Genomic DNA, 20587 nt, shown 5'->3' on the forward strand with positions numbered 1-20587 from the left:
GATGTTGACAAAAACCTTGTACGCGGGGCTGATACCCCTGATCACCTTCGGCCTGTTGTCGGGCTGTGCCAGCACGAACGCAGAACAATCTGTGGCAACAATGCAGGATTCACAGACTGATGTGCTTAAGTATGTTGATCCACTGATTGGTACCGGCGGTCATGGCCATACCTTTCCCGGTGCACTGGTGCCCTTTGGCATGGTACAGCTGAGCCCGGATAATCCTTCCAAAGGCTGGGACTGGACCTCAGGCTATCATTACTCTGACGATACGCTGTTGGGTTTCAGTCATACTCATCTTTCGGGCACGGGCGTGGGCGATATGCTGGATATTCTGGTGATGCCCTTTCGCGGCGATTATCAGCAGCGTGAAAAAGACGAAAAGGGCAGAATATTTACCAGTTACAGTCATGCCGACGAAGTGGCTGAGGCGGGCTATTATGCACTGACACTGCCTCAGGAGCAGGTCAAAGCAGAACTCACCGCTACTACCCGTACCGGAGTGCATCGCTACAGTTTTACCGGGCAGCAGGAAGCTCAGCTGCTGTTTGACCTGGGTTATGCACAAAATTACGACAAGGCCCTGATGACCTTTATCCGGGTGGAGGATGAACACACCATCAGTGGCTATCGAATCTCCGGGGGCTGGGCTAAATACCAGCCATTGTATTTCGTGGCCCGCTTTGATCAGCCTTTCAGCCATCAGCTTTATCAGCAGGGAGAGCCAGTTGAAGGGGTGCATTTACAGGCGGAACAGGGCCAGGTGGTGCTTAACTTCGGTTCGCCAGAGGGTGAAACTGTTGTTGAGGCCAAAGTGGCGCTGTCTTACGTGGGAATTGATGGTGCCAGGGAAAACCTTCAGGCCGAAGTGGCTGCGCTGGATTTCGATGGCGCCAGGGCTCAGGCAAAACAAGCCTGGCAGCAACAGATTGGCAAATTTCAGGTTGATGACAAGGACGATGAAGCTAAAACGAAATTCTATACGGCGCTTTATCACTCTTTTGTGGCGCCACAGGTTTTTCACGATGTAAATGGCGGATATTTTGGTGCCGATGGCAGCAGCCACACAGACCCTGGCTATGGCCGCTATTCGTTGTTTTCACTCTGGGATACCTTCAGGGCGCTGCATCCGCTGCTGACCATCAGTAACCCTGACCGGGTGGACGATATGATTCACTCCATGCTGGGTTTTTACGATGAAGTGGGATTGCTGCCAAGCTGGGAGCTGATGGGCAACGAAACCGATGTGATGATCGGCTATCACGCCGTGCCGGTGATCGTCGATGCTTATCTTAAGGGGCTGACTACTGTGGATCCGCAGCGCTTGTTTGCTGCAGTAAAAACCTCGGCGATGCAGAACCGCTTCGGCATCGATCTGTACCGGGAATACGGCTATATCCCCTCAGAACTGGAAGTGGAAGCGGTATCCAAAACCCTCGAATATGCCTTTGATGACTGGGCCATTGCACAGCTGGCCAAAGCATTAGGTAAGGATGATGAATATGCCTATTTTCTGCGCCGCTCACAAAGTTATCGCACCCTGTTTGATGCCAGTACCGGTTTTATGCGTGGCAAAGATAAACAGGGCGATTGGGTAACCCCTTTTAACCCTGTGTATGTGGAACATCGCAACACCGATTACACCGAGGCCAATGCCTGGCAATATAGCTTCTTTGTGCCCCATGAGGTGGAAGGCTTGATTGAGCTGTTTGGCAGCGAACAGAACTTTATTGCCAAACTGGATGAGCTGTTTACCACCAGTTCAGAAATGGACGGCGATGTGTCACCGGATATCTCCGGCCTTATTGGCCAGTATGCCCATGGCAATGAGCCGGTGCACCATGTGGCCTATCTTTATGCCTTTACCGATCAGAAGTGGAAAGGTGAGGCCAGAATAAAGGAAATTCGCGAAACCATGTATCTGGCTCAGCCCGACGGCCTGGCCGGTAATGATGATGTGGGTCAGATGTCGGCCTGGTATGTATTCAGCGCATTGGGTTTCTATCCGGTTAATCCGGTAGGGGGGGATTACGTGTTGGGCACCCCGCAGTTTGACCAGGCGCAAATACAACTGGATAACGGCAATACCCTGCGGGTGCGCAAAGAAAATGATCGCGGAGATAATTATGTCGGTGAAGTGTATCTTAACGGTCAGTTTCTCAAAGGGCACAGTATCAGCCACCGCCAATTGCTTAAAGGCGGTGAGTTGCTATTCCGCTTTGCTGACTAGGGTACCCTGAAAGTTGGTACCGTAAACCTCGTTATAGAGTTGCAGGTAAGACGCCTTCTCCTGCTTCTGTTGTGGCAGCCAGTCCAGGTGGGCCCGCAGGTATGCAGGGGTCTGGCTTAATCTGGCAATAGTGTGGCTCAGCATTTCGCTGAGCCTTTTTCCCTCGGGGGTTTTGGAACACAGAATATAACCCAGCGCCCGTCCCGGTGCCTGTGTCACGGCAAAACTGTGTAATCCGATATCTGAGTTCAGTTGCTGGTGATAATGAAACGCGCTGTTGGGGTGTTCCAGCAGAGCGGCAATGCGGCCAGTGAGTAACATATCAAACATCCCTGCACCCATATCCGAAGCCGTGCGGGTCCAGAGTTTAGATTGCCATATGGGGTCGCGTAGAATAGCATCGATTTGTTTACTGTAACGCCGCCCACCTACGACCCCGAATCGCTTATCCTGAACCTTGTCCAACACCTGCGGGAGTTCCAGCGAGCCGGCTTGTTGTAATGCTATTAACTGTGGGGTTAACGGTGACTCCTCGCGGGTGTAGAGACGCAATCCCGGGAATACGGTCTGTGGCAAAGCGCTGGCATAAAAGCGTTCAGCGCGGTCTCTACTTAAGATTTTGTTGCCGGTGCATGCTACCGGATTATCTTCCAGCATCTGCAGGGCACGGATATTATTCGCCGATACAACCCGATTCTCCAGCTCAGGCAATGCCTCTGCCAACAGGGCAAAGGTGGATTCCTTGATCCCCATGGACTGAATGTTTTTATGGGTGCGGCCTTCATCATCGGGGCTTACCCACAGCATCTGCCCGGTTTCGGCGAAAACAAAGGTACTGAGAAACAGTGTCAGTGATAGCAGTAGTCGACGCATTCCTTCCTGTGGCTCTTCTGTGTGTAGTGTGTCATCCAGAAACAGAGAATAGTGCCGGCACCACCTAAAGGCCAGATAAAACGTATAACTGTGAACATACGGTAAGCTCCTGACCTATACGGTTGTTATTATCGCGCTGTGTCAGCAGTTGCACCTTATCCACCTCTCTGCAATAATTATAATACAATAATATAAAGATAGTGAGATGAGAGTATGAACAATGACAAGCAACTGGCCAATGCCATTCGGGTGCTGGCTATGGACGCCGTGCAGCAGGCCAAATCCGGCCATCCTGGCGCACCCATGGGAATGGCCGATATTGCCAGCGTACTATGGCGCCGATACCTCAGACACAACCCGGCTAATCCGGACTGGGTAAACAGGGATCGTTTTGTACTATCTAATGGTCATGGCTCCATGCTGCTTTATGCTCTGTTGCACCTGAGTGGTTATGACTTATCGATTGATGACCTCAAACAGTTCAGGCAATTACATTCCCGCACGCCCGGGCATCCGGAATATGGTTATACCCCTGGTGTGGAAACCACCACCGGACCTCTTGGTGCCGGTATTGCCAACGCCGTAGGCATGGCCATAGCGGAGAAGACCCTGGCGGCACAGTTTAATCGCCCCGGCTTCTCGCTGGTTGATCACTTCACTTATTGTTTCCTCGGTGACGGCTGCCTGATGGAGGGAATTTCTCATGAGGTTTGCTCCTTAGCCGGTACTCATAAACTGGGTAAATTGATTGCTTTCTGGGATGACAATGGTATTTCCATTGATGGTGAAGTGCAGGGCTGGTTTACCGATGATACTGCACAGCGTTTCGAGTCTTATGGCTGGCATGTGATCGCCAGTGTAGATGGTCACGAACCACAAGCCATCGCCGATGCCATTGAGATGGCGCAGGCAGTCACTGATAAACCCACACTGATTTGCTGCCAGACCACTATAGGATTCGGTTCGCCAAATAAATCCGGCAGTCATGATTGCCATGGTGCGCCACTGGGCGAAGATGAGATCAAAGCGACCCGGGAATTTCTTAACTGGCCTTACGGGCCCTTTGAGATCCCGCAGGATGTGTATCAGGGCTGGGATAGTAAGGCTCAGGGTGAGGAACTTGAGCAGCAATGGAGAGGATTGCTGAGTGAATATGCCTGCGCCTATCCGCAATTGGCGGCCGAATTTCAGCGGCGTATGGGCGGTGAGTTGCCTGCTGATTTTGCAGATAACGCCTGGTCTTTTGTTCAGCAGAGTCAGCAGCAGATGGCCGATATCGCCAGCCGTAAAGCATCACAGCAGAGCATTGAATATTATGCCGGGTTGTTGCCAGAGTTGCTTGGCGGCTCTGCCGATCTGGCCGGTTCCAACCTGACCCTCTGGCAGGGTGCGAAGGGGTTACAGGATCAGGATGATGGCAATTATCTGTATTACGGTGTGCGTGAATTTGGTATGTCGGCGATCATGAACGGTATCGCCCTGCACGGTGGATTTATTCCCTTCGGCGCCACCTTCCTGATGTTTATGGAATACGCCCGCAATGCCGTGCGTATGTCAGCGCTGATGGGTATCCGCAATATTTTTGTGTACACCCATGATTCCATCGGCCAGGGTGAAGATGGCCCGACGCATCAGCCCATCGAGCAACTGGCCAACCTGCGAATGACCCCGAATCTGTCTGTCTGGCGCCCCTGCGACGCTGCGGAAACGGCGGTGGCCTGGTCCTGTGCCTTGCAACGCCAGAAAGGGCCGACAGCATTGGTGTTCAGCCGCCAGACCCTAAAAGCTATGTCCAGAAGTGCAGAACAATTGTCCCAGATCGAAAAAGGCGGCTATATTCTGCGCGCGACCGCTGAGCGGCCTCAGCTGGTATTGATTGCCACCGGTTCTGAAGTGGGGCTGGCCAAACAAGCCGCCGAGCAGTTAACTGAGCAAGGAGTTGCAGTACAACTGGTGTCCATGCCCTGTACCGACAGGTTCGATGCCCAGTCTGAAGAATATAAGGCGCAGGTGTTACCACCTAATTGCCCTAAACTTGCCATTGAAGCGGCGCACTGTGACTACTGGTACAAATACGTTGGCAATACTGGCGATATTATCGGCATGCGGACCTTTGGGGAGTCGGCACCCGGCGCAGATCTGTTGCGGCATTTCGGCTTTACCACGGAAGCCGTGGTGGCCAGAGCCATAAAGCTGATAGATCAGGCTTAGACAATAAAAAGTGGGGTCAGAGTAAACTTTTCAACCAGAGCCCGCGAACTTTGAACTGCTCCAGGTTAGAAAAGTTTACTCTGACCCCACTTTATTTCTTATTGTCGCAGTAATTGTTCCAGTCTGACCTGATCGGCGGCGAACTGGCGGATCCCTTCGGCCAGCTTTTCCGTGGCCATAGGGTCTTCATTCATTTGCCAGCGGAAATCCGCTTCGTTTAATTGTGCAGGCTGTTCGCCTTTGGGCACCTCTGCTGGGTTCAGGCGGCGGGGCAGTTCACCCTGGGTATTGGCAAGCTGTTCCAGCAAAGCCGGGCTGATGGTCAGGCGATCACAACCCGCCAGACACTGAATTTCACCGATATTACGAAAACTGGCACCCATCACCACAGTATTGTAGCCGTGCTGTTTGAAATACTCGTAGATACGGGTAACCGACTGAACACCGGGGTCCTGCATACCACTGAAGTCCTGATCCGGATGATTGGCCTTGTACCAGTCGAGGATTCTGCCCACAAACGGTGAGATCAGATAGGCTCCCGCTTCGGCACAGGCGCGGGCCTGAGTAAAACTAAACACCAGCGTCAGATTGCACTTCACTCCTTGTTGCTCCAGTACTCTGGCGGCCTGTATGCCTTCCCAGGTGGCGGCAATTTTAATCAGAATGCGGTCGGTGTCCACACCCTGCTGGCGATACAGGTCAAGCAATTGATGGGCCTTTTCGATGGTGCCCATGGTATCGAATGACAAATGGGCATTCACTTCCGTAGACACGTAGCCGGGTACCTGTTGCAGCAATCTGGCCCCAAGCATCACCGCCAGCTTATCGGCGGCCAGTTCGGTCTTGTTGCTGTGATCTTTTTGGGTTCCGGCCCATTGCAGCGCTTCGCTCAGCAAAGGGCGATATTTTTCCTGTTGTACGGCCTTGAGTATCAGTGATGGATTGGTGGTGGCATCTTCAGGCTGATACTGGCGAATGGCTTCGAAGTCACCGGTATCGGCCACCACAGTGGTGAAGGCTTTGAGCTGACTGAGTTGATCTGACATGTGGCTCTCTTTTTGGTTAAGGGCTGAAAGGGCATGGAACATAAGTTATTGCCCCGTCTGGTTGCTGACTACTGAACCCTGAGGCTCAATATTATTTTTATATTACCTTTGCAATTGATGAATGTTGATATTATCATACAAATAACAAAATTGACGAATATCAGCAACAAATTGCGAAGGTTTTTATGTCTGGATATGTACTGGGGCTGGATTACGGCTCTGACTCGGTAAGAGCATTACTGGTGGATACCCACGATGGCAGTGAACTGGCCAGTGCTGTGGTTAATTATCCACGCTGGTCCCAGGGCCTGTATTGTGATCCCGCCCGTGATCAGTTTCGCCAGCACCCACTGGATTATCTGGAGGGTCTGCAGCAGGCGCTGCAGAAGCTATGGCAATCATTACCTGCCAGCAGTGGCGACAAGGTTCTCGGCATCAGCATCGATACGACAGGTTCTACCCCGGTGGCGGTTGACAGTCAGGGCCAGGCGCTGGCACTGAAACCGGAATTCGCCGACAACCCCAACGCCATGTTTGTGCTGTGGAAAGATCATACGGCGCTGGCCGAAGCCACAGAAATCACGCAGGCCGCGAATGCTGCCCCGGTTAATTATCTGCAGGATATGGGTGGCATTTATTCCTCTGAATGGTACTGGGCCAAGGCCCTGCATGTATCACGGCAGGACAGCCTGGTGCATCAGGCTGCGCATATGTGGGTAGAACATTGTGACTGGTTGCCCGCCGTACTCACCGGTACCACCCATCCTTCTGTATTACAGATGGGTCGTTGCGCCGCCGGGCATAAACTGATGTGGAACGAAAAATGGCAGGGCTTCCCGCCGAATGCGTTTTTCGCCGGTATCGACCCGCTGCTCGACGGGCTGGTGGAGCGCCTGAATGCCGATACCCGCTGCAGCGATCAAAAGGTCGGCGGTCTGACGGATGAGTGGGCCGCTAAGCTTGGTCTCAAAGCCGGTACACCGGTGGGTTTTGGTGCCTTTGACTGTCATATGGGGGCAGTAGCAGCCAATGTGCGCCCCGGCACGCTGACCAAAGTGATGGGCACCTCTACCTGCGATATTACGCTGGCGGAGCCGACGCAGCTCGAGGGCAAATCAGTACCCGGTATCTGTGGGCAGGTGAACGGTTCAGTGGTGCCCGGTATGGTGGGTCTGGAAGCCGGTCAGTCGGCCTTTGGCGACCTCTATGCCTGGTTTAAAGACTTACTCTGTTGGCCACTGCAACACATCCAGCCGCACGCCACAGTGGCTGATATCTGGGCGCAGCAGGTCGGGCAGATAGAAGCGCAAATTTTACAGGCGCTGTCAGAGCAGGCTCAGAACTTAGAACCCGGTGCGGGCAATCTCACTGCACTGGACTGGGTCAATGGCCGGCGCACCCCCGATGCCGATCAATCCGTTGCCATGGCCATCAGTGGTCTGAAGATGGGCAGCAGTGCTGCTCACCTGTTCCGGGCGCTGGTTGAGGCTACGGCCTTTGGCTCCCGGGCCATTACAGAGCGCTTCCGCGAGCAGGGCGTACCGGTAGAAAACATTGTGGTGATCGGCGGGATCTCGAAGAAATCTGATTTTGTGATGCAGGTCTGCGCCGATGTCTGGAACTGCCCTATTGATGTACTCGAAAGTGAACAGAGCTGCGCTCTGGGTGCGGCGATTTTTGCGGCAGTCGTGGGCGGCGCCTATCCGGGTGTTGCCGAGGCGCAGGCAGTAATGGCTTCGCCGGTGCATAAAACCTATCAGCCGAATCCGGCCAATGTACAGCTTTACGATCAACTTTACGCCCGTTATCAGCGCCTCGGGCAGTTTGTCAGCGGAGGTGAGTAATGAGCTACCGTGAATTAAAACGCGAAGTGTATGAAGCCAACCTGGAGCTGCAGAGCAAGGGGCTGGTGATCTACACCTTTGGCAATGTGTCGCAGATTGATCGCCAGAAAGGCGTGATTGCGATCAAGCCCAGCGGTGTTTCTTACGAGCAGATGCAGGCCGATGACATGGTGATTGTGGATCTCGACGATAAGGTAGTGGAAGGGTCTATGCGGCCTTCTTCGGATACCAAAACCCATACCCATTTGTATCGTCACTTTGAGGCCATAGGCGGGGTAACGCATACCCATTCTACCTATGCCACCGCCTGGGCCCAGGCCAGGTTGTCTATTCCCTGTCTGGGTACTACCCATGCGGATTTTGTGCATGGTGAGATCCCCTGCACCGCAGAGATGACACAAGCCCAGATAGAAAGAGATTACGAACAGGAAACCGGGGTGCAGATCACCGACTGTTTTCAGCAGCGCGATCCGATGGCCTCGCCGATGGTGATTGTTGCCGGCCATGCGCCCTTTACCTGGGGTGAGAGTGCCGCCAAGTCTGTATATCACGCTGTTTTGCTCGAAGAGATTGCCCGCATGGCCTATCTCACCCGCACATTGGCACCCAGTGGCAGCCTGCTGAGTCAGGCGATACTGGACAAACATTATTTAAGAAAGCACGGCAAGAATGCCTATTACGGGCAGAGTAGCTGAGCCGCAACCAAGTTTAGAAGAGGAAGATTATGCAACAGGTTAAGCAAAAAGAAGTCTGGTTGGTCACAGGATCTCAGCATCTGTACGGTCCCAAGGTGCTCGAAACTGTCGCCGGCGACAGTCAGACCATCGTTAAGGGTCTGAACGAAACAGGCAAACTGCCGGTGAACATGGTGTTTAAGCCGGTGGTAAAAACACCGCAGGAAATCCATGCCCTTTGCCAGCAGGCAAACGCCAGCGCCGAGTGTGTCGGCCTGGTCATGTGGATGCATACCTTTTCGCCGGCCAAGATGTGGATCGCCGGTTTAAATGAGCTGCGCAAGCCGTTTTTGCATCTGCATACCCAGTTCAATGCCGAGTTGCCCTGGTCTGAAATCAACATGAACTACATGAATACCCACCAGAGCGCCCATGGAGACCGTGAGTTTGGTTTTATCGGCACCCGTATGCGCAAAGAGCGTAAAGTGGTGGTAGGTCACTGGCAAAAAGAAGAGGTTCAGGCCCAGATTGATGACTGGTGCCGGGCGGCATTGGGCTGGCATGAGAGCCGTTCTCTAAAAGTGGCCCGTTTTGGTGACAATATGCGCCAGGTCGCGGTAACCGAAGGCGACAAAGTCGCGGCACAGATCCAGTTTGGCTATGAAGTGCATGGTTACAGTCTCGCCGAGCTGGTTGATGTGGTGGAGCAGGTCAGTGATGCCGAAATCAACAGCCAGCTAGAACAGTACCGTCAGGACTATGACATTGCCCCGGCATTGCTTGAAGACAGCCATCAGCTGGCCATGCTGAAAAATGAAGCCCGGCTGGAACTGGGCATGAGTAAATTCCTTGATGACGGCGGCTTTAACGCCTACACCAATTGTTTTGAAAATCTGGCTGGTCTCACCGGTCTGCCGGGCCTGGCAACTCAGCGAATGATGGCCCGTGGTTACGGTTATGGCGCCGAAGGTGACTGGAAAACCTCGGCCATGGTCAGGGTAATGAAGGTGATGGGGCAGGGCCGTCAGGGCGGTACCTCCTTTATGGAAGATTACACCTATAACCTCGGTGCCCGTGATCAGGTACTGGGTGCCCATATGCTGGAGGTTTGCCCTTCGATTGCTGCGCAAAAACCCCGTCTGGAAGTGCATCATCACAGCATCGGCGTCAGATGTGATGTGGCCCGCCTGCTGTTTACCGCACAGCCCGGCCCGGCGGTGAATCTGTCACCTATAGATCTGGGCAACAGATTCCGCTTTTTGATCAATGAAGTGGACACTGTGGCGCCGCCTGCGGATTTGCCGCACCTGCCGGTCGCTTCAGCGTTGTGGGAGCCACGGCCTAATCTGTCTGTGGCTGCGGCCGCATGGATCCATGCCGGTGGCGCTCACCATACGGTATACAGCCAGCAGGTAAGCACCGAAATGCTGGAAGACTTTGCCGAGATGGCCGGGGTGGAAACCATCATTATCGATGCCGATACCAATATCCGCGCCCTGAAGAGTGAATTGCGCCAGAATGCCGCGTATTATCATCTGAATCAGGGGCTGTAAGGCCCCGTTTCAGTGACGCAACGGGGTATGACTATGCTGGATCTAAGCCAATATCAGGGCATTGTGTTTGATATGGACGGCACGCTGATCGACTCCATGAGCGAGCATATGCTCGCCTGGGAGCAGACCTGCAAACACTTTGGTTACCCTTTTGACGCTGAGTATATGAACGGCCTTGGCGGAGTACCCACTCAGGCGACGGTGGTACTGCTGAATCAAAAGCATGGCCTTAGTCATGATCCCTTGCAGGTGGCACAAGCCAAGCGGCGGTTCTGGGAGCAGATGGACAGTGCCCCGGTGACTATTGATGCCACTATCGCCGTACTCGAACACTACCGTACCCGTATTCCCGTTGGTGTGGGTACCGGTGCCGAGCGGCCCCACGCGGAAAAGATGCTGCGGGATACCGGCCTGATGGACAAGATCCAGACCCTGGTCACCGCTTCAGATGTCCGTCAGGGTAAGCCTCATCCCGAGACCTTCTTACAGGTAGCCGATAACCTCGGCGTGCCCGCACAGCACTGTGTGGTATTTGAAGATACCGAAATTGGTCGTCAGGCCGCAGAGGCGGCAGGCATGGACTGTATCATGGTGGAAAACGGCAGAATTCTGCTCTGATACGGTGCTCAAAACTATAGCAGATTCTTTGTCAAAGCTGCCGCTGAGCGATCCGCTAAAATTATCTGCGACAAAACTTGCATACCCATCCTTATTTGTAATATAAAAGTATAAAATTTGTTGCCAACAGGTAAAGTCATGCTCCTATATCTATCAACCTGCTCCGGTGCACGCCGTGGCTTTAATCGTTCCGGTGGCAGTTTCAGCCGGCAGTTTGCTACTCTGGCGGCCTGCGTTACGCTACTCTTCGGCCTCAGTGCCTGTAGTGAAGGCCCTCAATCCCAGTCGGCGTCTCAGCCACAAGCAGAAAAGGAAACCTCTATGTCGTCCCAGCCTTCTTTTTCCAGTCAGGATTATGGCACCTTATCATCCGGTGAAAAGGTCACCCAGGTGACATTGCGTAACAGCAATGGTATCGAAATGGACGTAATCAGCTACGGCGGCATCATTACCCGTCTGCTCACTCCCGATGCACAAGGGCAAATGGGCGATATCGTGCTCGGTCTCGACAGTTTAGAGGAGTATGTGCAGTCCAATCCCTATTTCGGTGCCCTGATTGGCCGTTACGGCAACCGAATCAATAAAGGGCGTTTTGAGCTTGAGGGTAGGGTTTATCAACTGGATACCAATGACGGCGAAAACCATCTGCACGGCGGCGTACAGGGCTTTGACAAGCGCAACTGGCAGATGACCCCCTTTAAAACCGACAGCAGCGCCGGTGTTGAACTGGCTCTGGTCAGCGAAGACGGCGATCAGGGCTACCCCGGGCGGCTCGAGGTTAAAGTGGTGTATGAGCTCAGCAACAATGATGAGCTGGATATGCGCTTTGAAGCGACAACCGACAAGCCCACCATCGTGAATATGACCCAGCACAGTTACTTTAACCTGGCTGGCAGCGGCGATATTCTCGGCCATGAGTTAATGATCCCTGCTGACGCCTATACACCTGTCGACGAAGGGTTGATACCCACCGGAGAGATAGCAGACATCAGCAATACCCCTTTTGATTTTCGCGAGCCGACGCCAATGGGCGAGCGCATTAACGAAGACCATGAGCAATTGCAAAGGGGCCAGGGCTACGATCACAACTATGTACTGGACCGCGAAGGCGACGGCAAACTGCGCCTCGCGGCCAGAGTCGAAGAGCCCGTCAGTGGCCGGGTGCTTGAGGTGGCCAGCGAAGAGCCAGGCGTGCAGTTCTATTCCGGTAATTTCCTGGATGGCAGCCTGACCGGCAAAGGCACAACCTATCAGCACCGCAGCGGCTTTTGCCTTGAGCCACAGCATTTCCCGGATTCGCCGAATCAGGCCATGTTTCCTTCAACCCGGCTCAACCCCGGTGAAACATACCGTACCCGGATTATCTATCGCTTCCTGACTCGCGGTGACAGCTGAAATGAAAATCGCCTGCAATCCATGCAAAAGAGAACTGATTATGAACGCCCTTAAATCCACGTCTTCCCTGGCCGCCGGTCTGTTACTGATACTGAATCTCGGCGGCTGTGCCAGTCAGTCAGTAACAGAGCAGAGTCAGGCGGAACAGCCAGACCAGAGCCAGAAAAAAGGCACCTTCACCAATCCGCTGTTTCCTAACGGGGCCGATCCCTGGCTGGAATACTGGGACGGTAATTATTACCTGACCACCACCACCTGGACCTCGGAACTGGTGATGCGTAAGTCTCCGACCCTGGCGGGGCTGGCCGATGCCACACCGGTCAATGTATGGTCAGATACCGACCCTGAACGTTGCTGTAATTTCTGGGCGTTTGAATTTCATCGCCTCAAAGGCCCCAACGGTTACCGCTGGTATATGATGTACACATCAGGTCAGGACGGCACGCTGGATTATCAGCATCTGAATGTACTGGAAAGTGCCGGCGACGACCCCATGGGGCCCTATGAATACAAGGGTGCGCCGATGCCGGATGTATGGAACATTGATGGCAATTATCTGGAGCTTAACGATCGTTTATACCTGATTTATTCCCAGTGGCAGGGCGATGAGCAACTGAATATTATCGCCGAAATGGATACGCCCTGGAGCCTTAAGCCGGGCACGCCCCATACCATACTCACCCGCCCCGAACTGGACTGGGAAATCAGCGGCCGTAAGGTCACCGAAGGGGCTGAGATTTTGCAGCGTAATGGCCGCACTTTTATGACCTACTCGGCCAGCTACTGCAATACCCCGGACTATAAGCTCGGCTTAATGGAGCTGGTAGGGGATGACCCCCTTAACCGCGAACACTGGAAAAAATACCCCGAACCGGTGTTTGAGCGTACCGAAACCGTATTCGGCCCAGGCCATAACGGCTTTTTCGGTTCCCCCGATGGTAGTGAAGACTGGCTGGTTTACCATGGCAATGACTCGGTAGAGCATGGCTGTAGTGCGACCCGTTCATTGCGGGCACAGAAATTCAGCTGGAACGATGATGGCACGCCGGAATTCGGCAAGCCGGTTACCCCCGGAGTGGCGGTTGAGCCGCCTTCAGGTGAAGATGGCCCGCTGATCACCCGCGTACAGGGGCAGCATTTTCAGCTGGTAAACGGCACCAGCGACCTGTGCCTGGCCATTGCCGCCAACCCTGAAGATCACAAGGCGGTGCAGGCGCAGTGCAATGCCAATAACGGCCAGTGGGTGCTGGATCCTACCACTGAGGGCTACTACCGCCTGGCCAATGTGCATGACAGCAAATTTCTTGAGGTGGCCCAGTGCAGCGATGCGGATAATGCCCGCATCCGTCAGGCCGCCTGGCGCAATAACGCCTGCCAGGAGTGGGCGCTGGAAACCGGCGAAGACGGTCATACCCGCTTTCTTAATCGCGCCAGCGGCAAACCGCTGGCGGTAGCCGGTTGTTCTGCCAATGCCAATCAGGCCATTCTGCAGCAGAATGCTGACAGCGCCTGCCAGGACTGGCGTTTACAACCCATGGGTGAAGTGGTGCTGCTAAGCCGCCAGTCCGGTAAGACCCCGGCGGCGGAAGGTGACAGTATTGGCGCCAATATTCAGCAGGCTGCCTGGCAGTATCAGGATAATCAGCGCTGGCTATTCAGTCATACCGATACCGGTTATTTTCAGGTCAAACCCAAACATGCAGATAACCTCTGTATCGCCAGCGAAAACGATGCCATCGTACCCGGCGCTAACCTGCAACTGTCAGACTGCGATGCCAAAACTGCCCAGTGGCGCCTTACAGCAGCCGACGGCGGCGGCATGCTGCTGGAGAACCGTTACAGCAACCAGGTGATGGATCTGGCCAATTGCGGCCTGGCCGAAGGCACTAACTTTGCCCAGGGCCCCAAACTGGGTAATCAATGCCAGATATTTCATCTGAGACGGCCCAATTAAATAAGTGTTCCTGATTGCAGGTAAGGTGATGTTGTAAAGATTGATAACACGCGGTTAATCCTTCCCTGGAAGCTCCGCCACAGCGTCCATGCTGTGGAGGGTTTTCAATCTTAACAACACCACCTGCCGTGCAAGATACATAGTTAGGAATGGCTATTCAGAGCGTCGCAAATGGCTACGGATAAAAGGAGTTTGATTATGATAAACAAAATTCGGGGTTTATTACCCCTGGGGTTGGTTGCCCTGATGGCCTGTAGCCAGCCGCAACAGCGCGTGGAGGATGGCGGCACGACCGATGCAAAAAGCCAGCACGTTCAGGACAATCTGTCAGAGCTGAGCGTGGTACCCGACCCACAAATGGACGCCTTACTGCAATCCTATATCGATCAGAAAAAAGCCCCCGGCCTGGCGGCGATGGTGATTAAAGACGGCAAGGTGGTCTATGCCAACGCCCATGGCTGGAAAGATCCGGACAATAATATACCGGCGTCTCTGGATGACTATTACGTGTTGTTCTCGCAGACCAAAGCGGTGGTAACGGTGGCCTTTATGACTCTGGTTGAACAAGGGCTGGTGGCCATTGATGATCCTGTTGCCGACTACTTCCCCGGTATTCCCGACACCCTGGTAACAGGTAAGGATAAGGATGGCACTTATCTGACCGAAAAGGTGAGTAACCCCATGACCTTTGCGCATCTGATGAGCCATACCTCAGGGCTCGGTGCCAGGCTGGCAGGCGAGATGCGAAGTCAGCGGTTTCAGGGCGACGCCAGACCAATTGGCTTTTTCGGAGCGCCTGAACCTGACTTTATTCCCCATGGACAGCACACCGGCGGCGGTGATATGCATGCCGCCTATCTGCGCGATGAAATGCAGGCACTGGCAGAATATCCGCTGGGATTCGAGCCGGGTTCTGATTGGGATTACCATATCAGCACCAATATGCTCGGTTACCTGATTGAGCGTATTTCTGGCATGCCACTGCGCCAGTATGTGAAACAAAGCGTGCTTGAGCCACTGGGCATGAAAGATACCGATTGGTATTTCAGCGCCGATAAGCAAGCGCGCTTTATCAAAGCCCATAGCCTGGTGGACGGAACCTTAGAGCCGCGCCCGGATTATTACAGCCAGGGCGCGGTTAGCGAGCAGCAGACCTACGCCGAAGGGGCCATCGGCCTGAACGGCCCGATCACTGACTATGCCAAATTCTGCCTGATGCTGCTGAACCGCGGCGAATATAACGGCCAGCGCATTCTTAAAGCCGAAACCGTAGAAAGGATGACGCAAATCAACCGCCTGCCAACACCCAACTCAGGTGGTGAAGGGTTTGAATTCGGCCTTGGATTCCGGCTGTTTAACGACAACAGCAAGCCGGTTGAGGCAGTATCCAATTTGGCCTACGCCTGGGGCGGAATGATGGGCACAGAATTCATGATTGACCCACAGCATCAGATGGTCACCCTGTTCTACCTCAATATGTACGACCGTGAAGATCTGTACACGCCTTTTCTTAAACAGGTTTATAAAATGATCGACAGCGCGGAGTAGGGCTTCGGTTTATTCCGGCACGCCCTTCTTTGAAGAGCCTTTCTCAGGCTTCTGCGGAAGCCAATCTGCTGTTGATCAAACAGGAAACCCGTAATGCGTACCATCAGGAAGTTCCACATCAATTCGAAGTTTTCCACCTGAAGCCTCCACATAGCGCTTAAGAGACGATAGTCTCATATCGCGCCCTGGTTTTTCCATATCGGAAACTGTCGGCTGCTTGACACCAAGGGCTGACGCAATCTCACCCTGGGTCAGATTCATGTGATCACGAAGCTCTGCCAGGTTAATGTTGAGCAATATCTCGGCCGCCGCCTTCTTCGCTTTGGCAACAACCTCTGGCTTTTCGCTGGCAAGTATTTGATCAAGTGTTCTTGCCATGGTATTTACCTCTTTTTCAGTTTTCCCAGATGCACTGTATATTCGCGGTCTGAAGCCAGAACGTTTGCACGATCGGTATCGTCCAGAGCATCGAACCACTCATCAAAAGTGTCGGTCGTCTCGACAACCCACATGATCCCTCCTTTTGTGATATAGGTTAAATTCTATATAGGTAATAACCTATAATCAAGGTGGTTATTGAAGAGCAACTCTTCGCTTTGTGGTAACAAGTAGCAGGGGGTATTTCTTAACAGCAATTATTGTTCAGTAAATCCGCTGGATTGATGGGATAAAATATATCAACCCCTTTAGATCCAGCCGGTCAAAGTTCTCCTTCCGACCGTATGGTGCTAATAGCAGACGTTTAATTTTGATCTGCCCCTCTTTAACCAATTCAGGTCGCCTGAGAAAAAGGCGGCTGATTAATGGGTGACCCTTTTTATTTCCATAATGGGTGTCCTCTCCAATTCTCAGGTAAACCCATTGCAGAACGCCACTTACCGCTATGAGCCAATTGTTCTAACAGTTGATTTACATGTTGAACCCAGTCATCTCCATTGCCGACAGCTCTGAGTAGATGTCTTAACATAAGCAAAACATAAAAAATTCTGTCATTTCTGGGAGTGATTGGAGCGAGCCATCGTGTATCTCCTGTTTTGTCAGGCCTGATTGCTAAAGAACGATTCCACAAGCGGCTATGGTGAGCACAAATGTTTCTCACATAAGTTAAGGTGTGTAACCAGTCGCTAAGCTTTTTGTGATGAATATTAAAATGTTGAGCTACCGCTTTCTTATCTTCAACTCCTTTACTACGGTCATTTATCAATCCTTTGTACCCAAATGACAGAGCTCCTAGTGACATAACTTCTGTTAGCATCCAGATCGGAACTGTGGGGAAGCCTGTATACTTGGACTGATAATGGCGGATAAAATCATCGCTAGAGCGGCGTGCTTCATCCTCCAATTTGCTTAGCCAGTTTTGGTGATTGAATTTTGGATGAAAGTTCTGAGCATCTGTATGACCGAATGCCCCATATTTATGCCCAATGTGATATGTAAATTGAGTTCTGACCGCAATCTCTACTCTTTCTATGGCGTCGAGTACGAGAGAACGAAGCTGTCGATCCCATTCGTACAGAAATATGACTTCATCGAAGTTGGTTCCCGGCTCAAACTGATTTGTAACATTGTTCCGCTCATCTCGAACACGGAATGGATACCAATAGCCACTCAGACGATAGTAGCTGATGCTTGCTAATCTAATTTCTGCTCGCGGTTTGTCATTGAAGTTCAGGCCTTTTTTCTCAAGGTTAATGACTTGGTCGGCGAAGGAGAGAGGAGGTTTGGTATACTGAACTAGCGCCATTTGCTTGCCTCATTACCCTGAGTTGGATTCGTTGCAGGCAAAGAAAAACCGCCAAGGTTGCGCGACACCCTAAGGGTACTAAGCGTGGCGGTTATGTTAGGTCTATTATGGTCCATCTTGACGGCATCGTCAATTAGCGTCTGTTCTTTTGCCATTTAGCCCACTCCCATAGCATTAGCAATCAAGAGGTTCAGAGACGTGGATTCCAACATGTATATCCACTCATGCTGTACTGGTTAAACAAACCGGCATTGTTGCTCCATGGCAGTCACACTTTGGATTGCTATGTAGCAAACAAGCATAGCTACTTTGCATCAGGCCGGTTCAGCTTCACCATCCCCTGCAAAAAGTTACGCAGTAACTGGTCACCACAGGGCCGGTAACTGCGATGGTCGGGTTTGCGGAACAGTGCCGTCAGTTCACTTTTCCCAATGAGGAAGTCTGCCGCGCGAAGGATGTTCAGCATATCCTCCTGCTGATAATTCATGGCAATTTTGATTTTTCGCAATATATCGTTATTGCTCAAGATTTCACCTGCCTTAAGCGGGCGGGGGGTGACACCTTCCTGCCGGCCCCGGTTTTTGATAATCAACCCATCCAGAAAAAGTCCCAGTATTTTATCGCGGCAGGGCGTAAAGCCCGGCTCCTCTTCGCGGCGCATCATGCTCATCAGGTAGTTATCTTCGAGCTCATAATCCACCAGTTTAAACACAGTGATGGTGGCCTGGTTATCGAGACTTAAGGCAAAGCGCAGGCGGCGTAATATATCGTTCTGAAGCATGGGCAGGTCTTGGTTGAATAAGCGAGGCAGACAGTATACCAGCGGCGGGGGATAGCGGAAATAAAGCCAGCCTTGCACCACTTATATCATTGCGGCGTCAGGCCTTGCACAGTACAGGATTTGGCACTATTTACCGAGTATGGGGCAATACAGTTTATGGTTGCCGCTGATGGGCAACCCCCGCAGGCGCTTCCGGTCGCGGGGCAGATAACACCGGTGCTAAAATTTTTCTGTGGCTTTTTCCCAGGCCTCGGTCAGATGCTGATAGGCATCGGAAAAGCCTTCTTTCATCTCTTCCCAGGCCGGGTCTGAGCTGGTTTTCATACTGCCGTACCATTCAGCCAGTCTGAGCCGTTGTTCACGCAGCTTATCAAGTACCTCACTGCGTTCTTTACGGGTAGCGTCATCCAGTTCACTCCACTGCTTCTGCAGCCGGCGCTCAAGTTTATCGATGTGCTTGTCCAGTTTGGCCAGTGTATCAGCGGTCTCTTCTATGGCCTTGTCTTTTTGCTCGGCGGAATAGTCTTTAATCTGCTCAATTAGCTGGCGGGACTCTTGCTGGATTTTGGCCACGCCGGAATCGTTCTCTTCTCCGGCCCAGACCTGAGCTGTAGTAGCCAGCACTAAAGCGGCCAGCATACTGATGGATTTATTCATATTCTCTCCTTTTATTCGTTTCCCTGACTGCCTCTGTCATAAGTCAGCCGTTGGGTTATATATGGGGGAATAGTGCGTGAAAACAAGCTGTACGCAATTTGAAGCCTTAGCCTGTTAATCTGCAGAGGGCCTTTTAAAGGCCAACTCACGTCTTAATGTGATTTCAGGGGTATTCGCATTAGATTACTGTGCAGCGACAAGATTGACTGTTTGCTTCGTTGGAGTAGGATCTTACTGAGAGCCAACCTGAATGGGATGAGATAGTGCCTGTCATAAGCCGCTTCTACGGGATACTGATCGCAATGTACTTCAATGATCACAACCCGCCACACTTTCATGCCAAGTACTCTGGTTACGAAGCGCTTTTTGACTTCGAAGGTAATATACTTGAAGGGGAGCTACCCGAGCAGTTAGCTTTGTGAAAGAGTGGATTGCCCTGCATAAAGAGGAGCTGGATATCAATTGGAAGAAGGCCCGCTCAGGTCAACCTCTCGACTACATTGCCCCACTGGAGTAAAAACAATGTTACATATCAAATCCGCGAAATACATTGGTGATTTTCGGCTTTGGGTTGCATTTGACGATGGAATGACTGGCGAAGTGGATCTGGAGGACAAGTTGGTTGGCCCGGTTTTCGAGCCATTGAAGGACAAGGCTGTATTTTCCAGGGTTTCAGTCGATCCTGAATTGGAGACAGTGGTCTGGCCTAATAGTGCAGATCTGGCACCAGAATTCTTAAAAGAACTGCACAACGATCAGATCCAGCCGATGCAAAAAGCGCACGGTTGATTTTCACCCCTAGCTCCATGGTGGCCACAGCCCGATTTCCGTCCAATTTAACTACGTGGGCCACTCTCGATACTGTAGAGAACGCCGTTGCGGAACTCCAGCATGCGCAGCAACCGGCCATCACCTAAGTCATAGAAATACCGGACCACAGTGACATAGGCGTCATCGATTTTCACATAGCCGATATTTTCTTCAGAGTCGGGATCACCGCAGTTTTTCTTCACCTCAAAAGTGGTATCGCCCTCTCTCACCACCTTATTGTTGCAGGTAAATCCTTTAGCTGACGCTGTGGCGGAATAAAAGCAGATGCAGAGTATTGCAACTAACGCCGGTATTGCTTTATGTATCACCGTTATCTCCTGTCTGTATTTGTCCCGTTACCGATTAACAGGCCGGAAAGCTTCACAATCAACGTACCGGCAAAGTCGGTCTTCTGGTAGATTCTGTTGGCTACCGGGTTCCCTTTGATCCTGAATTTATTTAATGTAGCGTGAAAACCACTCAATTAACTCCGCTCTTGCTTCATCTCGATGTCCACTTAAAGAATGGCCACCGTCTTCAAAAATCTTCATTCTAAAAGTCCTGTTTTGCCTGGTTAGCTCTTTGGCAAGTTGTAGTGAATGCATGACATCGACTTTTTCATCGTCCCGACTATGCATCAATAGTATCA

General features: G+C 52.2%; 20 protein-coding genes. 11 read left to right on the forward strand and 9 right to left on the reverse strand.

Annotation, left to right across the window (positions count from 1 at the left end):
* Nucleotides 1–4: 4 nt before the first annotated feature.
* Complete coding sequence (locus tag CDA54_RS12655; protein WP_373286098.1) at nt 5–2230, forward strand: GH92 family glycosyl hydrolase; 2226 nt, start codon at nt 5–7, stop codon at nt 2228–2230.
* On the opposite strand, the gene CDA54_RS12660 is transcribed toward CDA54_RS12655, so the two are convergent.
* Complete coding sequence (locus CDA54_RS12660) at nt 2210–3103, reverse strand: hypothetical protein (protein ID WP_099035387.1); 894 nt, start codon at nt 3101–3103, stop codon at nt 2210–2212. The genes CDA54_RS12655 and CDA54_RS12660 overlap by 21 nt on opposite strands.
* A 213-nt stretch (nt 3104–3316) precedes the next feature.
* Here CDA54_RS12660 and tkt point away from each other — a divergent pair, with 213 nt between their 5' ends.
* Nucleotides 3317–5314: a transketolase gene (gene tkt / locus CDA54_RS12665; protein WP_099035388.1), complete on the forward strand. Its 1998-nt coding sequence runs from the start codon at nt 3317–3319 to the stop codon at nt 5312–5314.
* A gap of 98 nt (nt 5315–5412) precedes the next feature.
* Here tkt and tal read toward each other — a convergent pair whose 3' ends face one another.
* Nucleotides 5413–6360 (reverse strand): transaldolase, encoded by a 948-nt coding sequence (tal, locus tag CDA54_RS12670; RefSeq protein WP_099035389.1) that lies wholly within the window; start codon nt 6358–6360, stop codon nt 5413–5415.
* A gap of 185 nt (nt 6361–6545) precedes the next feature.
* On the opposite strand from tal, the gene CDA54_RS12675 reads away from it, so the two are divergent.
* The 7 genes from CDA54_RS12675 (at nt 6546) to CDA54_RS12705 (ending at nt 15946) form a co-directional block, all read left to right on the forward strand.
* Complete coding sequence (locus CDA54_RS12675; protein ID WP_099035390.1) at nt 6546–8204, forward strand: ribulokinase; 1659 nt, start codon at nt 6546–6548, stop codon at nt 8202–8204.
* Nucleotides 8204–8899 (forward strand): L-ribulose-5-phosphate 4-epimerase, encoded by a 696-nt coding sequence (locus tag CDA54_RS12680; RefSeq protein ID WP_099035391.1) that lies wholly within the window; start codon nt 8204–8206, stop codon nt 8897–8899. The genes CDA54_RS12675 and CDA54_RS12680 overlap by 1 nt, the downstream gene beginning before the upstream one ends.
* A 29-nt stretch (nt 8900–8928) precedes the next feature.
* Nucleotides 8929–10431, forward strand: coding sequence for an L-arabinose isomerase (gene araA, locus CDA54_RS12685; RefSeq protein ID WP_062482800.1), 1503 nt, complete (start codon nt 8929–8931; stop codon nt 10429–10431).
* A 33-nt stretch (nt 10432–10464) separates the two neighbouring features.
* Entirely contained in the window at nt 10465–11049 is a 585-nt protein-coding gene (locus CDA54_RS12690) for an HAD family hydrolase (protein WP_099035406.1), read from the forward strand.
* Nucleotides 11050–11187: 138 nt separating this feature from the next.
* Complete coding sequence (locus CDA54_RS12695) at nt 11188–12444, forward strand: aldose epimerase family protein (RefSeq protein WP_229748156.1); 1257 nt, start codon at nt 11188–11190, stop codon at nt 12442–12444.
* 40 nt (nt 12445–12484) lie between these two features.
* Entirely contained in the window at nt 12485–14398 is a 1914-nt protein-coding gene (locus CDA54_RS12700) for an RICIN domain-containing protein (RefSeq protein ID WP_099035408.1), read from the forward strand.
* A 198-nt stretch (nt 14399–14596) separates the two neighbouring features.
* Nucleotides 14597–15946 (forward strand): serine hydrolase domain-containing protein, encoded by a 1350-nt coding sequence (locus CDA54_RS12705; RefSeq protein WP_180237211.1) that lies wholly within the window; start codon nt 14597–14599, stop codon nt 15944–15946.
* 75 nt (nt 15947–16021) lie between these two features.
* Here the strand turns inward: CDA54_RS12705 and CDA54_RS12710 are convergent, their stop codons facing one another.
* The 5 genes from CDA54_RS12710 to CDA54_RS12730 all read right to left on the reverse strand — a co-directional run bounded on the left by CDA54_RS12710 (nt 16022) and on the right by CDA54_RS12730 (nt 19128).
* On the reverse strand, nt 16022–16324 hold the full coding sequence (locus CDA54_RS12710; protein WP_099035393.1) for an XRE family transcriptional regulator: 303 nt from the start codon (nt 16322–16324) through the stop codon (nt 16022–16024).
* Nucleotides 16325–16329: 5 nt separating this feature from the next.
* Complete coding sequence (locus CDA54_RS12715) at nt 16330–16458, reverse strand: hypothetical protein (protein ID WP_373286095.1); 129 nt, start codon at nt 16456–16458, stop codon at nt 16330–16332.
* 305 nt (nt 16459–16763) lie between these two features.
* Entirely contained in the window at nt 16764–17690 is a 927-nt protein-coding gene (locus CDA54_RS12720; protein ID WP_099035394.1) for an Abi family protein, read from the reverse strand.
* A 304-nt stretch (nt 17691–17994) separates the two neighbouring features.
* Nucleotides 17995–18471 (reverse strand): YehS family protein, encoded by a 477-nt coding sequence (locus CDA54_RS12725; RefSeq protein WP_099035409.1) that lies wholly within the window; start codon nt 18469–18471, stop codon nt 17995–17997.
* A 219-nt stretch (nt 18472–18690) separates the two neighbouring features.
* Nucleotides 18691–19128 (reverse strand): sll1863 family stress response protein, encoded by a 438-nt coding sequence (locus CDA54_RS12730; protein WP_099035395.1) that lies wholly within the window; start codon nt 19126–19128, stop codon nt 18691–18693.
* A 263-nt stretch (nt 19129–19391) separates the two neighbouring features.
* Between CDA54_RS12730 and CDA54_RS19875 the strand changes: the two genes are divergently transcribed.
* Nucleotides 19392–19550 (forward strand): DUF4160 domain-containing protein, encoded by a 159-nt coding sequence (locus CDA54_RS19875; RefSeq protein ID WP_229748157.1) that lies wholly within the window; start codon nt 19392–19394, stop codon nt 19548–19550.
* 100 nt (nt 19551–19650) lie between these two features.
* Nucleotides 19651–19917 carry a DUF2442 domain-containing protein gene (locus CDA54_RS12740; RefSeq protein WP_099035396.1) on the forward strand — a complete coding sequence of 89 codons (267 nt, stop codon included), beginning with the start codon at nt 19651–19653 and terminating at the stop codon, nt 19915–19917.
* A 47-nt stretch (nt 19918–19964) separates the two neighbouring features.
* On the opposite strand, the gene CDA54_RS12745 is transcribed toward CDA54_RS12740, so the two are convergent.
* Complete coding sequence (locus tag CDA54_RS12745) at nt 19965–20267, reverse strand: DUF2845 domain-containing protein (RefSeq protein WP_180237212.1); 303 nt, start codon at nt 20265–20267, stop codon at nt 19965–19967.
* A 126-nt stretch (nt 20268–20393) separates the two neighbouring features.
* Nucleotides 20394–20587 (reverse strand): alpha/beta hydrolase family protein (locus CDA54_RS12750; RefSeq protein WP_180237213.1); only part of this gene is annotated, 194 nt, incomplete at its 5' end.

It is taken from the genome of Lacimicrobium alkaliphilum, from assembly GCF_002591895.1.
Taxonomy (GTDB): Bacteria; Pseudomonadota; Gammaproteobacteria; order Enterobacterales; family Alteromonadaceae; genus Lacimicrobium; species Lacimicrobium alkaliphilum.